Raw genomic sequence first — 13,164 nt, forward strand, 5'->3', positions numbered from 1 at the left:
CCAACCTCAAGCTGGTCTCAAGCTGGTTTCTGCGTCCGGGCAAGCCGCGGACGCGTCCGGTCAGGCCGCCATCGACCCGGCACCCGCGTCCGCGGTCGCCCGCTCGGTCCCGGCGTCTGCGGCCGGCACGGTGAACCAGATCCGGGCGCCGTCGCGGAACTCCGGGTCGGCGCCGATCGTCCCGCCCAGCCGGTGCACGATCCGCCGGCAGATGGACAGGCCGAGACCGGTGCCGGGGTACGCGTCGGCGTGCGCCCGGTGCAGCTCGGTGAAGATCAGCTCGTGCTGGCCGTCGGGGATGCCGACGCCGTCGTCGGTCACCTCGACCCGGACCAGGCCGGGCTTGTCGGCCCGCGCGGACAGGTGCACCCGTGCCGCCTGGCCGGGCCGTACGTACTTGAGGGCGTTGCCCAGCAGGTTGTCCAGCACCCGCCGCAGCATCCCGAGGTCGCCGCGGACCGCGGGCATCTGGTCCCAGGTGATGTGCGTGGCCGGGTGCGCGCCGACGCCCGGGGCGGACATCTCCCGGACCCGGTCGGCGATCACCGTGTGCACCAGCGCGGTCAGGTCGACCGTGGCCGGTTCCAGCGGCGCACCCCGTGCGGTGGAGTACGTCAGCACGTCGTCGATCAGCCGCCGCATCCGGTCGGTGCCACGGTTGATCTCCTCGACGAACTCGTCGAACTCGGCCGGGCGGTACGCGCCGAGGTCCAGATGGGTGAGCAGCTGGGCGTACCCGCAGATGCCGGCCAGCGGCCCCTTGAGGTCGTGGCTGATCTCCCGGGAGAACGCCTCCAGCTCCAGCACCGACCGGTTCAGGTCCCCGACGGTACGTTCCAGCTCGGCGTTGCGGCGGCGGGCCAGTTCGAGTTCGGCGCGCAGTCGGGCGGCGTCGGCGCCCGCCAGGTCAGCGTTGTCCGGCATCGTCGCTCCCTCCGTTCTGGGCGAGGTAGCCCGCCAGCACCCGTACCGCACCGGCCATCGCCCGTTCCACCTGGCCGACCAGTGCGGTCAGTTCCGGCTCCGCGGTCTCCGCGTGCGCCGCCTTCTCGACCAGCGCGCACGCCTCGGCCAGCGGATCGGCACCGAGCAGCGCACTGGACGACTTGAGCGTGTGCGCGGTGGCGCGCAGCGTGTCCCGGTCCTGGGCCCGCAGCGCGGTGGTCAGCGCGGCGCGCCGGCCGTCCAGCTGGTCCAGGAACGTGTGCACGGTCGTGACGACCAGCGCCCGGTCGTCCAACTGCTCCTCGAGGTCGAGCAGCCGGCTCAGGTCCAGTGCCTCGGCCGGCGGCTCCTCCGGTTCCTCCGGTTCCGGCTCGGCCAGGTACGGCACCAGCGCCTCGCGCAGTTCCGGCAGGGTGATCGGCTTGTTCAGGTGGCCGTCCATGCCGGACGCGAAGCACCGTTCCCGGTCGCCCTGCAGCGCGGTCGCGGTCAGCGCGAGGATCGGGGTGGTGTTGCCGGCCGCGCGGATCCGGCGGGTGGCCTCCAGGCCGTCGGTGCCGGGCATCTGCACGTCCATCAGGACGACGTCGTACCGGCCGTCGCCGAGCACCGCGTCGACCGCGGCGGCACCGTCGGCCACCCCGTCGCACTCCACGCCCAGCAGCTTGATCATCCGTTGGAACACGGTCCGGTTGACGTCGTTGTCCTCGGCCAGCAGCACCCGTCCGCTGCCGAACGGCGGCACCGTGACCGGAGCGCCGCGGACGCCGGTGCGCTCCAGGTTGAGCGCCGACACCAGCCGGCTCAGCACCAGCGGGGCGGTCAGGACACCGGGCCGGCGGACGATGCCGGTACGCGGGTCGGTCGTGCTGATCATCAGGGCCCGGCCCTGCGGACCGAGCACCTCGATCACCGAGTCCGCGCGGCGTACCGCCTCCGGGTCGTGCGCGTCGTCGCACCAGAGCACGGTGTCCACGTCGGGCAGGTGCCGCAGCACCTTGTCCAGGTCGGCCGGCACCGGGGTGGCGCCGGAACTGGTCAGCAGCCAGGACAGCGCCAGCGTGGAGCGGGGCGACGGCGCCACCACGGCCACCCGGCGGCGGGTCAGCGGCGGCGGGTCCGACCGGACCGGCTGGTCCGGGGCGTGGTGCAGCGGCAACCGGATCCGGAACTGCGATCCTTCGCCCGGCGCCGTGCGCAGGTCGATGGTGCCGTCCATCCGGTCGACGAGGCGGGCGACCAGGGCCAGGCCGAGTCCGGCGCCCTCGTGCCGGCGGGCCGCCGAGGAGTCGGCCTGCACGAACGGCGTGAAGATCCGCTCCCGGTCGGCGTCGGAGATGCCCGGCCCGGTGTCGGACACGGTGATCACGTACCCGTCGTCGCCGTCGCGTTCGGCGGTGACCACCACCTCGCCGCGCTCGGTGAACTTGACCGCGTTGCCGACCAGGCCGGACAGCACCTGGCGGAGCCGGTCCGGGTCGCCGAGCACGACCGGCGGCAGGTCCGGCGCCGGTGCGGCCAGCAGCAGGATGCCCTTGCGGCGGGAGTGCTGCTGCAGTGGTTCCAGCACGCCCTCCAGGACCGGCCGCAACGACACCGGCACCTGCTGGATCTCCAGCGTGCCGGTCTCCAGCCGGGCCAGGTCGAGCAGGTCGTCGATGAGCGCCTTGAGCCCGTGCACGCCGCGGTGCACGCTGTCCACGACCTCCCGGACCGGCTGCGGCAGCGGCTGGGCGCGCAGCAGGTCCACGGTCGCGACCACGGTGGTGACCGGGGTCCGGATCTCGTGGCCGAGCAGCGCCAGGAACTGCGACTTGGCCTGCTCCGCCTGGTCCGGCCCACCGGCCGCACCGGCCGCGGTGGCGCGGTGCTCCACCGAGACCAGCCGCCGGTGTGCGCCGCAGTCGCTCTCCAGGTGGCTGATCCGTACCGTCGCCGAGGCGGCCGCGTCACACCGGCACGGCAGGACCGCCGGGCCGGCCGCCGGCGTCATCCGCCGCACGGCGGACAACAGTCCGGCGTGTGCCGGGCAGCCACCGGGCGCGTCGGCGAGGCCGGCACCCTCCGGTGGGTAGGTGCCGGTGTCGCCGTCCGGCCGGGCCCATCGCTCGTTGGCGACCAGAACCTGGCCGTCCGGATTCACGATCGCGGCCGGACCGGCAATCGCCTCGACCAGAGTGCGTGCCGCATATCCCATGCGCTGACCCTTTCGGGGGGATGGACCCGGGGCAGGTCCGTTCCATCAGGCTCGGGCCCCGTGGTGGCAACGCGGGGAGCGTTCGGGAGCAGGTGGGTTTCCGTGCCGCGACCGGCGACCTCAGGCGGCGTGCCGGCACAGGTAGCCGGCCGGGACCATCGCGGCGGGGGCCGGCGTGCGGGGCGACCGCCGGCGGTGCACCGCGCCGGCCGCCACGGCCAGCGCGGCCAGCCCGGCGATCGACCAGGGCAGCACGTCCACCGGACCGCGGACCGCGGCGCGCGGCGGCACCGCCGAGATCAGCACCCGCGCCGCCCCGGAGGCGGAACGGCCGGAGACGATGATGCTGGCCCCGGACTGCCCGGTGGCGACGAGGTCGTCCGGGACGGTGAGGCTGACCTTTCCGTTGGCGTCGGCGCGGGCCTGCTCCAGCGGCTGGCTGCCGAGCCGGACGTCCACCACGCTCCTCGGCCGGTAGGCGAAACCCTCGACCTGCAGCTGCTCGCCGCCGTCGACCCAGGTGAGCACGAGCCGGTCCAGGCTGGTGGCCGCGGTGGCCGGCGCCGGCGCGGCGGACAGCAGCGCGGCGCAGAAGCCCAGGATCGTCAGGACGGCGGCCAGGACGCTGCGGGTGGACCGGATCAGGTTTCGCATGTCTTGAGCCTGCGGCATGCCGACCGCGTCGCCAACAGGCGCGAGACACTCTTGCCTCGCGCCTGAGGCAACCTTGAGCCACCGCCTTGAGACAACCTTGAGCCAGGGCGCCGGAGCGCTCAGGCGACCGGTACGGCGGCCGATGGGAAGGGCGTCGGAGGGCCCGGAGAGGCCCACGTGCGCGGAGTCGGAAGGGGCGGGCGATGTCGCTCGACGTCAGGGAGGCCCCGGCCGCGGCCGGTGTCCGGGTACTACCGGACGTACCCGCGCCGGACCTCCCGTTCACGCCGCACGGCCCGCGGCCCCCGGCCCGGCACCGTCGCCCGCGCGACCTGCCCGCCCTCGCCGAGCGGCTGTGGCGGCGTCCGCTGGTGGTCGCCGCCGTGATCTTCGCGGCCTGCGGTCCCGCGCACGCGCTGGGGCACATCGACCTCGTCTACCACGCCGTGCTCATCGGCCTCGCGCTGAGCAGCCTGGCCCTCCCGCTCGGGCTGCTGGCACTGCGCCGGCCGCCGGCCGCCGAGCCGGACACCTTTGGGCCGGACACCTTTGGGCCGGACACCCATGAGCGGGGCACCCATGAGCGGGGCACCCATGAGCCGGGCACCCTTGAGGTCGAGCAGAGCCTGCGTTGAACCGCACCTGAGGCGGGCCGCCGACGGTTCCGGTGATGCCGGCCGACCCTGGAGACGACGCATGACCCAGCCCACTCCCGCCCCTCCCGCCGTCCGCCGCGGCGGCCGCGTGGGCCGGGCGCTCGCCGTCGTGCTCCTACCGCTGGCCGGCCTGTCGTTCCTGGGCGGGACCGGGGCCGGCGCGGACAGCGGCCCGGCCGAGGGCGGCTACACCCTGGCCTCGACGGTGAGCCCCGCTCCGCTGACCCCGGCCGGCTGCGCCGCCGATCCGCTGTGCGCGGTGGCGCCGGCGCCGGTCCCCGGGGACAACCACCCGGCGCTGAAGGCGGCCGTCGCCGCCGCGGCGGCGACCGCGGTGCCCGCGGTCGTGCACCCGGACGGCACCGTGCTGACCCCGGCCAGCCCGGCCACGGTGCTGCTCGCGCCCGGCGAGTACCGGCTGGGCGCCAGCCTGCGCCTGCCGCCGAACGTGAACCTGCGCGGCAGCGGCATCACCGCCACCACGCTGTCCATGCTCACCTCGAAGTGGGCGTCCTTCAGCTACGGCTTCCTCCTGCGCTGGGAGGAGAACACCGCCGTGGCGGCCCCGTCGCCGGGCAGCACCAACCTGGTCGCGGATCTGACCGTGAACGGCAACTGCCGCGAGGGCGCCGGAGCGCCGGTGCCGGCCGATGCGCCGGCCCGGCCCGGCGAGATCTGCGACTTCCGGGTCGGGACGAACGCGACCACCAACGTCGGCGGCGGTGTCAGCGTCGGCGACCGGTGGACCGTCCGCCAGGTGCGCTTCACCAACCTGGAGTACTTCAAGCTGTGGGTGAACGGCGCCAAGGACGTGCGCCTGGTCGACAACCGCTTCGACAACTGGGGCGGGGCGGAGTCGGGCGACGAGGACAACATCGGCGGCGGTGGCCGGCACGACGGCGCGGTGGTCGAGTACAACCAGTTCGACCGCACCATCCGCGGAAACAGCCTCGACTTCAGCAACGCCGTCCGCACCACCATCCGGGCGAACACGGTGTACACCGACCCGGCGATCGCCCGGAGCCGCGACATCCAGGAGTACGGGAACCTCTTCCTGGAAGGCGTGCAGCAGGCCGACGTCGCGGACAACCTGATGTACGGCGCGCACATCGTGCTGCAGTCGAACAGCAAGTACAGCCACACCGGCCCGAACAAGGACGTCACGAATCCCCGCGACTCGACGGTGCGCAACAACCGGCTGATCGACTCGTTCGGCGCCGGCGTGTCGGTCACCTACGACGACTACGCCGACGCCGACGGCACGTACGGCACGCTGGGCACCTGGCAGACCTCCAGCAGCGACCCCGGTGACCACGTGGTCCGCCCGGGCGGCGGCAACGTGGTCCGGGACAACACCATCGAGCGGCCCCGCGGAACCGGCGTGGTGGTGGCCGGCATGATGGACCGGGTCAAGAACGCGGCCGACACGATCGCCGGCAACACGGTGCTCAACGCCGGTTCCGGCGGCGACACCGAGATGTCGACCGGCGGCGGCACCTTCGAGACCAGCGGCGTCGGTGTGTCGATCGGCAACGGCGACCGGATCTACGGCAACCACATCCGGGACGACCAGGCGCACCCCACCACCTGGTTCGGCGTGCACCTCGGCGCCCGCAACGCGGTCAGCACGGTGCGGAACACGGTGCTGACCGGGCCGGCCGGGGAGACCAACGTGGTGGACGGCCTGATCGGCGTGCCGGTCCGGCTGGCCGCCGCGGCGGCGACGGCACCGGCCGGCCTGACCGTCGCCGGTACGACGGTGACCTGGGCCGAGTCGTACCCGGTAGCCGGCGCCCCGGTCGCCGGCTACCGGGTCTACCGGGACAACGTCGCGGTCGCCGACCTGCCGCTCGGCAGCGCCGCGGTCCCCGGCAACCTGATCACCGACGCGGACGCCGGCGTGGAGACCGACGCCGCCGGCTGGACACCGGTCGGGAACACCACGGTGGCCCACTACCGCGGAACCGGGGCTCTCGGTGCCGGCTCGCTCGCGCTGACCGCGTCGGCCGCCGGATCGGTGAACGCCGCCGGTCGCCCGGTGCCGGTCACCGCCGGGCAGACCTACACCACCGTCTCGTCCTACCGGGCGCTGACCGGCCCCGGTCGGCGGTCGCGGGCCGGGATCGAGTACTACGACGCCAACCAGGTCCGGATCAGCCGGCTGGCCTCGTTCAACTACAGCACGGTGGACCAGCCCGGCACCTGGATCACCAGCGCCCACACCAGTGTCGCGCCGGCGAACGCCGCGTACGCCAAGGTGTTCGTCCTGGTGGACAACGCCGTGGCCGGTGAGGTGCACCTGGTCGACCGGCTCGGCCTGGTGGCCGGCGGCGCCACCGAGCAGTGGACCGACCCGGTGGCCGCGCCGGGCGTCACCTACCGGGTGGCGGCCTATCGGCAGGGCGACGCCCAGCCGGGCTGGCTGGCCACCGGCACGGCGCCCTGACGCGGTAGCGGCCGGAGCGGCCCGGCCGGCCGTTCCGGTCCCGCGCCGACTCAGTACCGCGGCGTCCCGGCCGATCAACCTGGAGAGGCTGATCGGGAGGGGGACGAGACGTGCGGCGCTTGGTCGACCGTGCCGCCCTGCTCGCCGCGCGGCCGTACTTCATCGTGCTGGTGCTCGACGTCCTCATCGTCAGCCGCTGGTTCCGCACGGGCACCTTCATCGCCGGCGGGGACATGGGCGCGTTCATCCGGCGCGGCTGGGCCCCCGAGGCGCTCTGGGCCTGGAACCACCAGACCACCGGGGCCGGTTCGGCCGGGTACACGGTGGCGCGGGGGTTCGAGTTCATCCTGATCTGGTGCTGCCGCGCGGTCGGCCTCACCGAGTACTCCGCGCAGTGGCTGTTCTACATCTGCATCTACGGACTGGTCGGGTTCGGGATCGCGTACCTGGCCGGGGCGTTCGTCCGCAGCGAGCTCGCGATCGTCGTGGCGGGCGCGTTCGGCATGCTCAACGGCTTCTTCCTGACCCGGCTGCCGAACCCGCTGAACATCATCTCGGTGGGCTCGGTCGCGCTGATCACCGGCATCGCGATCCGGGTGGCGCAGGGCCGGCGGGTGCCGGTGCCGATCGCCGGCTTCGCGCTCATGCCGACGTCGTTCCTCGCCTTCAACCCGCCGATGCTGGTGGTCGCCTACGCCTGGGCGGTGGGCGGCACCCCGTTGCTGGCCGCGCTGGTCCTCGGGCGGCAGGAGGCGGTGCGCCTGCTGAAGTGGTTCGTGCTGGCCGCACCGTGGGCGATCGTGCTGAACGCCTGGTGGCTGGTGCCGCTCGCGCAGAGCTTCGTCGGCGGCGGCGGGGCCACCGCGAACGCCACGTTCACCGACCCGTCCAACTGGTCCTGGTCGCAGGTCAACAACCTGCCGCACAACATCCTGACGATGGTCGCGAACTGGGCCTGGTTCCGCCCGCAGTACCTGCCGTTCGCCGCCGACCTGGACCGGCCGTGGTGGATCTGGATCCGGTACCTGCTTCCGGCGCTGGTGTTCCTGGCCCCGGTGCTCGCGCCGCGCCGGCTGCGCCGGCTCGCGTTCGGCCTGATCGCGCTGATTCTGGTGTTCGTGTTCCTGGCGAAGGGCCTGCGCCCGCCGCTGAACCAGATCAACCTGTTCCTCTACCTGCACGCGCCCGGCTTCTGGCTGTTCCGGGAGCCGATGAGCAAGCTCGGGCAGCTGCTCATCTCGTTCTTCGCGGTGATGCTCGCGGTCGGCGTCGAGGGCGTGCTGCAGCGGCTGCGGCGGGCCCCCCGCCTGCGGATACCGGGGTGGCCGAAGCGGCTGGCGTACGCCGGTTCGGTGATGCCGGTGCTGCTCGTGCTGGCGTACCCGTATCCGCTCTACACCGGCGGCGTGATGCCGGACGAACGGCCCACGCAGCCGTCCACCCACGTCCGGGTGCCGCCGGACTGGTGGGACCTGGCCACCCGGATCGACGCCGATCCGCGGTCCGGCAAGGTGCTCGTGCTGCCGCTCGACGACTACTACCAGATGCCCACCACGTGGGGCTTCTTCGGCGTGGACAGCATCGCCAACCTGCTCATCCGGCACCCGGTGGTGCAGCCGAAGCCGGACGGCTACTTCGGCGACGTGCCCGGCTTCGCCGCCGACGTGCGGGCGGTCGAGGCGCTCCTGCTGGCCGGCGACCTGGCTCCGGTGCCGAAGCTGCTCGACGCGATCGGGGTGAGCCGGGTGATCGTCCGGCACGACCTGGTCCGCGGCCTGCCCAACCGGTACTTCGCGGACGACCGGATCCTGGCCGCGGCCATGGCGAAGGTGCCGGGCGGCCGGCTGGACGCCGACGGGATGCTGCAGATGTGGTCGTTCAACGACGGCTACAGCCCGACCGTGCGCACCTACGACCGGGTGCTGGACGCGCCGGCCCGGGCGGACGCCGGGGCCGCCGTGATCGGGACCGTCGACACCCGTACCGCGATCGCGGCCCGCCCGCTGGCGCCGTCCACGGCCACCAGCCCCCAGCTGGACACCAGCCCGGTGGCCACCCGGGACGTCGTGCACTGGCCGGTGCCGGCCGTGGACACCGGCACGCCGGCCGCCACGGTGGACATGGCCGCCGGCCGGTACACGCTCGCCCAGCGCGCCCGCGCGGCCGCGGTGCTGACCCCGCGCCTGGACCCGGCGAACCGCCGCCTGGTGCTGCGCGACCAGACCGCGATCACGGTGGACGGCAGGCCGGTGTCCCGGCGCCCCGACCTGGTCGTGCCGCTGCCGGCCGGGCGGGAGATCGTCGCGCTGCGCACCGGCAACCGGACGGTCTCGCTGGACCGGCCCGGCACCCCGGCGACCGTGCCGATCGGCGCCGCCGCCGACCTGACGCTGCTCGGCCGGGCGACGCAGCCGGCCGACGTCACGGACTACGCCCCGGTGTTCGACTGCAACAACTACGAGCCCCGCCCGTGGAGCGAACTCGGCCTGACCCAGACGATCAGGGACACCCCGCAGGGCCGTACCGTCCGGCTCAGCGCGGCGGACCACGCCGCCTGCACCAAGGTGACGGTGCGCAACGCGAAACCCGGATCGATCTACCGGGTACGCCTGGAGTACCGGCACATCACCGGCGCCCGCCCGCAGATCTGCCTGTGGCAGGCCGGATCGTCCGGCTGCGAGCTGTCCTCCCGCCCGGCGCTCGACTCGGCGTGGACCGCGTACGAGCAGGTGGTCACGATGGACGGCATCGCCGACGAGCTGCAGGTCATCCTGCACGCCGACGTCGGCGAGCGGCTCCGGCCGAAGACCGTCACCGAGTACCGCGCCCTGCGCATCGACGCGCTGGAGCCGGTCGACACGCGCACCGTGTGGCCGCCGGCGGTGCCCGAGGTCACCGTGGACCTGAGCGCGGGCAAGCACCGGCTCGGCGTCACGGGCGGGCTGTCCGGGTCGGTGCTGGCGCCGTTCGAACCGCTGGAGGACTGCTTCCGCTACGACGACGAGACGCCGGAGGAGGCCGGGCTGGCCGCCGAGTCGCAGATCGGCGTGGACGGGGAGACCACGTACACCCTCAAGGCGGTGCGGCACCTGGCCTGCATCGGCTCGGTCGCCCACGACATGGGCGCGTCCTCGCTGTACGAGTACTCCATGGAGGCCCGCAGCGTCGCGCTGCGGAACCCGAAGTTCTGCCTGTACCTGCGCGGCCCGGACCTGTGCCGGACCATGCCCAGCGTGGCGGTGTGGAGTGGCTGGACCCCGTACCAGACGCTGTTCGCGCCGGACCCGACCTCCGTGGAGACCCGGCTCTACCTGTACGGCCTGCGCGACCAGAAGGGGCAGCAGCAGTCCCAGGTGGAGTACCGCGGGGTGCGGCTGCGCCCGGTCGCGTCACCGTCGTCGGTCGTGCTGGTCCGCCAGCAGGAGCCGGTGGCCGCGTCGGCGGTGGACTGGGCGAAACGCAACCCGACCCAGTTCGGTGGCACGGTGACCACCGGCGGCCGGACCGCGATCGGGCTGGCCGAGAGCGCCGCGCCCGGCTGGGAGCTGACCGGGGTGGAGGGCGCGCACAAGGTCACCCTGCAGGGCTGGATGAGCGGCTGGATCGTGCCGGGGCCCGGCGAGTTCGAGGTGCGCTACACCCCGGCGCGCATCGCCCGGTACGCGCTCTACCTGCTCCCGGTCGGCACGGTCGCGGCACTGGTCCTGATGTACCTGACCCGGCTGCCCGCGGGCCGCCCGGAGAACTGGGCGGTGCGGCACCGGCGCCCGTGGCGGCGGCGGTCATGAAGGTGATGCCGGAGCCGCGCCGGCGGCGTGTTCTCGGTGCGGCCCTGCTGGTGCTGACGTTGCTGGCGCTGGCGCTGCTCGCCCGGTGCGTGGTCGCACCCGACTCGGTGCGGGTGGTGGCGGTGGGCGACATGGCCTGCGACCCGGACGACCCGGACGCGGTACCGGACGGCGCCGGGCGGGACGACCGCTGCCGGCACCGGGAGGTGTCCGACCTGGCGGTGGCGGCCGACCCGAACGTGTTCCTCGGCCTCGGCGACTACCAGTACGAACTGCCCACCACCGAGGCGTACCGCACCGTGTACAACCCGGCGTACGGGCGGCTGCGGGAGCGCACCGTGCCGGTGTTCGGCAACCAGGAGTACAAGGTGACGGACGCGAACTCGTTCCGCACCTACTTCGGCGACCGGATCAGGGACGGGAAGGGCTACTGGTCGCAGGACCTCGGCCGCTGGCACCTCGTGGTGCTCAACTCCAACTGCTCCGCGGTGGCCGGTGGCTGCGGCGCCGGCTCGCCGCAGCAGACCTGGCTGGCCGCGGACCTCAAGTCCACCGACCGCCGGTGCGTGATCGCCGCCTGGCACCACCCGCGCTGGTCGACCGGCATCGCCGGTCCGGACGGGCGCACCGCCGCGCTCTTCCGCACCCTGTACGAGCACGGCGTCGAACTGCTGCTGTCCGGGCACGAGGCGCACTACGAGAGGTTCGGGCCGCTGAACCCGGAGGGCCGCAAGGACGGGCGCGGGGTGACCCAGTTCGTGGTCGGCACCGGCGGGCAGGTGCACTACCGGCCCGCGCCCGCCGACGACGCCCGCGACGAACGCGGCAACCCGGTGGCCCGGGCCAAGGCGCCGGCCAGCGAGTTCGCCGACTACGACCACCACGGCGTGCTGGAACTCGAACTGGCCGAGGAGGAGTGGCGGTGGTGGTTCCGGCCGCTGGGCGCGGAGCGGGCGATCACCGACACCGGCGGCGGGTCGTGCGACTGACACTCTGCAAACGTCCGCTTGTGCAAACGGATGTTTGCGTTAGGGTGGGATCATGTCCGCCCCGACGGTCTCCGGACCGGACCTCGACACCGCGTTCGCGGCCCTCGGCGACCCCGTGCGGCGCGCCCTGGTGGCCCGGCTCGCGCACGGCGACGCCACCGTGGGCCAGCTCGCCGAGCCGTTCGACCTGACCCCGCAGGCCATCTCGCACCACGTCGGCGTCCTGCGCCGGTGCGGCCTGGTCGAGCAGCGGCGCGACGGCACCCGGCGCCCGTGCCGGCTGCGGGTCGACCGGCTGGCGTCGCTCGGCGCCTGGATCGACGATCAGCGCCACGCCTGGAACGACCGGCTCGACGCCCTCGAACAGCACCTGACCGGCGAGGGGGCGGCCCGGTGAGCGCACGGCTGGACGGCGACGTCCTGACCGCCGAGCGCCGGCTGCCGGCCGGACCCGAGCGGGTGTGGGCCGCGTTCACCTCGCCGGCCGGCATCGCGGCGTTCTGGGGCGGCTCGCACGCCACCGTCCCGCCCGGTTCCGTCGCCGTCGACCTGCGGCCCGGCGGCGAGTTCGGGCTCGACACCCGTGCGCCGGACGGCGCAACCCGCCGGCTCCGGTTCGTGTACGTGCGCGTCGCCGCCCCGCACGAGCTGGTGTTCGACGAGCCGCTCACCGGCATCCGCACCACCGTCGCGCTCCGCGCCGACGGCGACGGCACCTGGCTCACCATCCGTCAGTTCCGGCTGCCGCCGGAACTCCGCAGCGCCCGGGCGGCGGGCGGCCTGGACGCGATTCTCGACGCGCTCGCCGCCCACCTGCACCGAACCTCCTAGGACGGAGTACGCCATGCCCCAGGCAACCCAGCGCGACCTGGTCGCCGAGTACTTCGCCGGTTTCCGGACCAGCGACCACCCGCGCATTCTCGCCACCCTCGCCGACGACGTCGAATGGGTGATCCACGGGCACCGGACCACCCGCGGCAAGGCGGAGTTCGACGGCGAGATCGAGAGCCCGGCGTTCACCGGCAGCCCCGCGCTGGACGTCCAGCGGGTCCACGAGGACGGCCCGGTCGTCACCACCACCGGCGAGGGCCGCGGCGTCAGCGTCGAGCACGGGCCGTTCCGCTTCGCGTTCGCCGACCTGTTCACCTTCCGCGACGGGCTGATCGCCCGCGTCGACTCCTACGTCGTACCCCTGCCCTGAGGCATAGGCCGGGCTCCGCTGCGCGCCAGATGTGCGACCCCGCCCGGCACGCCGATGCTGGTGGGCATGACGAACGAGAACGGATCGTGGCACCGCCCGCACCTCGTGACGGCGGTACTCCTGCTGGTCGTCGCCATGATCGCCGGCACCCTGGTGCATTCCGGCACGGTGACCGGCGGCCCGCTGCGGCACTGGTACGGCGACGTCGCGTTCTGGACGGCCCATGCCGGGATCGTGCTCGGGGCGACCACCCTGTTGTTCCGCGCCTACCGCGGCTGACCGGGCCGG

11 protein-coding genes are annotated in these 13,164 nt (G+C 73.8%); 8 read left to right on the forward strand and 3 right to left on the reverse strand.

The window, feature by feature from the left end; translation table 11 throughout:
• Positions 1 to 60: 60 nt before the first annotated feature.
• The 3 genes from LDL48_RS13910 to LDL48_RS13920 all read right to left on the reverse strand — a co-directional run bounded on the left by LDL48_RS13910 (position 61) and on the right by LDL48_RS13920 (position 3,796).
• The gene (locus tag LDL48_RS13910; RefSeq protein ID WP_225255511.1) at positions 61 to 924 is read right to left on the reverse strand and encodes a sensor histidine kinase; all 864 of its coding nucleotides are present in this window, start codon (positions 922 to 924) and stop codon (positions 61 to 63) included.
• Complete coding sequence (locus LDL48_RS13915; protein ID WP_225255512.1) at positions 908 to 3,142, reverse strand: ATP-binding protein; 2,235 nt, start codon at positions 3,140 to 3,142, stop codon at positions 908 to 910. Before LDL48_RS13915 ends, LDL48_RS13910 begins: the two co-directional genes overlap by 17 nt.
• A gap of 120 nt (positions 3,143 to 3,262) precedes the next feature.
• On the reverse strand, positions 3,263 to 3,796 hold the full coding sequence (locus tag LDL48_RS13920) for a hypothetical protein (protein ID WP_225255513.1): 534 nt from the start codon (positions 3,794 to 3,796) through the stop codon (positions 3,263 to 3,265).
• A 203-nt stretch (positions 3,797 to 3,999) separates the two neighbouring features.
• Between LDL48_RS13920 and LDL48_RS13925 the strand changes: the two genes are divergently transcribed.
• The 8 genes from LDL48_RS13925 (at position 4,000) to LDL48_RS13960 (ending at position 13,155) form a co-directional block, all read left to right on the forward strand.
• Positions 4,000 to 4,431 (forward strand): hypothetical protein, encoded by a 432-nt coding sequence (locus LDL48_RS13925; RefSeq protein WP_225255514.1) that lies wholly within the window; start codon positions 4,000 to 4,002, stop codon positions 4,429 to 4,431.
• Between the two features lie 61 nt (positions 4,432 to 4,492).
• The gene (locus LDL48_RS13930; protein WP_225255515.1) at positions 4,493 to 6,898 is read left to right on the forward strand and encodes a right-handed parallel beta-helix repeat-containing protein; all 2,406 of its coding nucleotides are present in this window, start codon (positions 4,493 to 4,495) and stop codon (positions 6,896 to 6,898) included.
• 110 nt (positions 6,899 to 7,008) lie between these two features.
• Positions 7,009 to 10,686 carry a hypothetical protein gene (locus tag LDL48_RS13935; RefSeq protein WP_225255516.1) on the forward strand — a complete coding sequence of 1,226 codons (3,678 nt, stop codon included), beginning with the start codon at positions 7,009 to 7,011 and terminating at the stop codon, positions 10,684 to 10,686.
• Positions 10,683 to 11,675: a metallophosphoesterase family protein gene (locus tag LDL48_RS13940; RefSeq protein ID WP_225255517.1), complete on the forward strand. Its 993-nt coding sequence runs from the start codon at positions 10,683 to 10,685 to the stop codon at positions 11,673 to 11,675. Before LDL48_RS13935 ends, LDL48_RS13940 begins: the two co-directional genes overlap by 4 nt.
• A gap of 52 nt (positions 11,676 to 11,727) precedes the next feature.
• Positions 11,728 to 12,072: an ArsR/SmtB family transcription factor gene (locus LDL48_RS13945; protein WP_225255518.1), complete on the forward strand. Its 345-nt coding sequence runs from the start codon at positions 11,728 to 11,730 to the stop codon at positions 12,070 to 12,072.
• Positions 12,069 to 12,506 (forward strand): SRPBCC family protein, encoded by a 438-nt coding sequence (locus LDL48_RS13950; protein ID WP_225255519.1) that lies wholly within the window; start codon positions 12,069 to 12,071, stop codon positions 12,504 to 12,506. The genes LDL48_RS13945 and LDL48_RS13950 overlap by 4 nt, the downstream gene beginning before the upstream one ends.
• A gap of 13 nt (positions 12,507 to 12,519) precedes the next feature.
• A complete protein-coding gene (locus LDL48_RS13955) occupies positions 12,520 to 12,876 on the forward strand; it encodes a nuclear transport factor 2 family protein (RefSeq protein WP_225255520.1) in 357 nt (118 codons plus the stop codon).
• 66 nt (positions 12,877 to 12,942) lie between these two features.
• Entirely contained in the window at positions 12,943 to 13,155 is a 213-nt protein-coding gene (locus tag LDL48_RS13960; RefSeq protein WP_225255521.1) for a hypothetical protein, read from the forward strand.
• Positions 13,156 to 13,164 lie beyond the last annotated feature (9 nt).

The sequence above is a fragment of the Jidongwangia harbinensis genome, from assembly GCF_020216025.1.
Taxonomy (GTDB): domain Bacteria; phylum Actinomycetota; class Actinomycetes; order Mycobacteriales; family Micromonosporaceae; genus Actinoplanes; species Actinoplanes harbinensis.

Excerpts from the sequence above, each read along its gene's own strand:
- LDL48_RS13925 (WP_225255514.1), top strand. The coding sequence starts at position 4,000 with ATGTCGCTCGACGTCAGGGAGGCCCCGGCCGCGGCCGGTGTCCGGGTA.
- LDL48_RS13920 (WP_225255513.1), bottom strand. The coding sequence starts at position 3,796 with ATGCGAAACCTGATCCGGTCCACCCGCAGCGTCCTGGCCGCCGTCCTG.
- LDL48_RS13955 (WP_225255520.1), top strand. The coding sequence starts at position 12,520 with ATGCCCCAGGCAACCCAGCGCGACCTGGTCGCCGAGTACTTCGCCGGT.
- LDL48_RS13915 (WP_225255512.1), bottom strand. The coding sequence starts at position 3,142 with ATGGGATATGCGGCACGCACTCTGGTCGAGGCGATTGCCGGTCCGGCC.
- LDL48_RS13910 (WP_225255511.1), bottom strand. The coding sequence starts at position 924 with ATGCCGGACAACGCTGACCTGGCGGGCGCCGACGCCGCCCGACTGCGC.
- LDL48_RS13960 (WP_225255521.1), top strand. The coding sequence starts at position 12,943 with ATGACGAACGAGAACGGATCGTGGCACCGCCCGCACCTCGTGACGGCG.
- LDL48_RS13945 (WP_225255518.1), top strand. The coding sequence starts at position 11,728 with ATGTCCGCCCCGACGGTCTCCGGACCGGACCTCGACACCGCGTTCGCG.
- LDL48_RS13940 (WP_225255517.1), top strand. The coding sequence starts at position 10,683 with ATGAAGGTGATGCCGGAGCCGCGCCGGCGGCGTGTTCTCGGTGCGGCC.
- LDL48_RS13930 (WP_225255515.1), top strand. The coding sequence starts at position 4,493 with ATGACCCAGCCCACTCCCGCCCCTCCCGCCGTCCGCCGCGGCGGCCGC.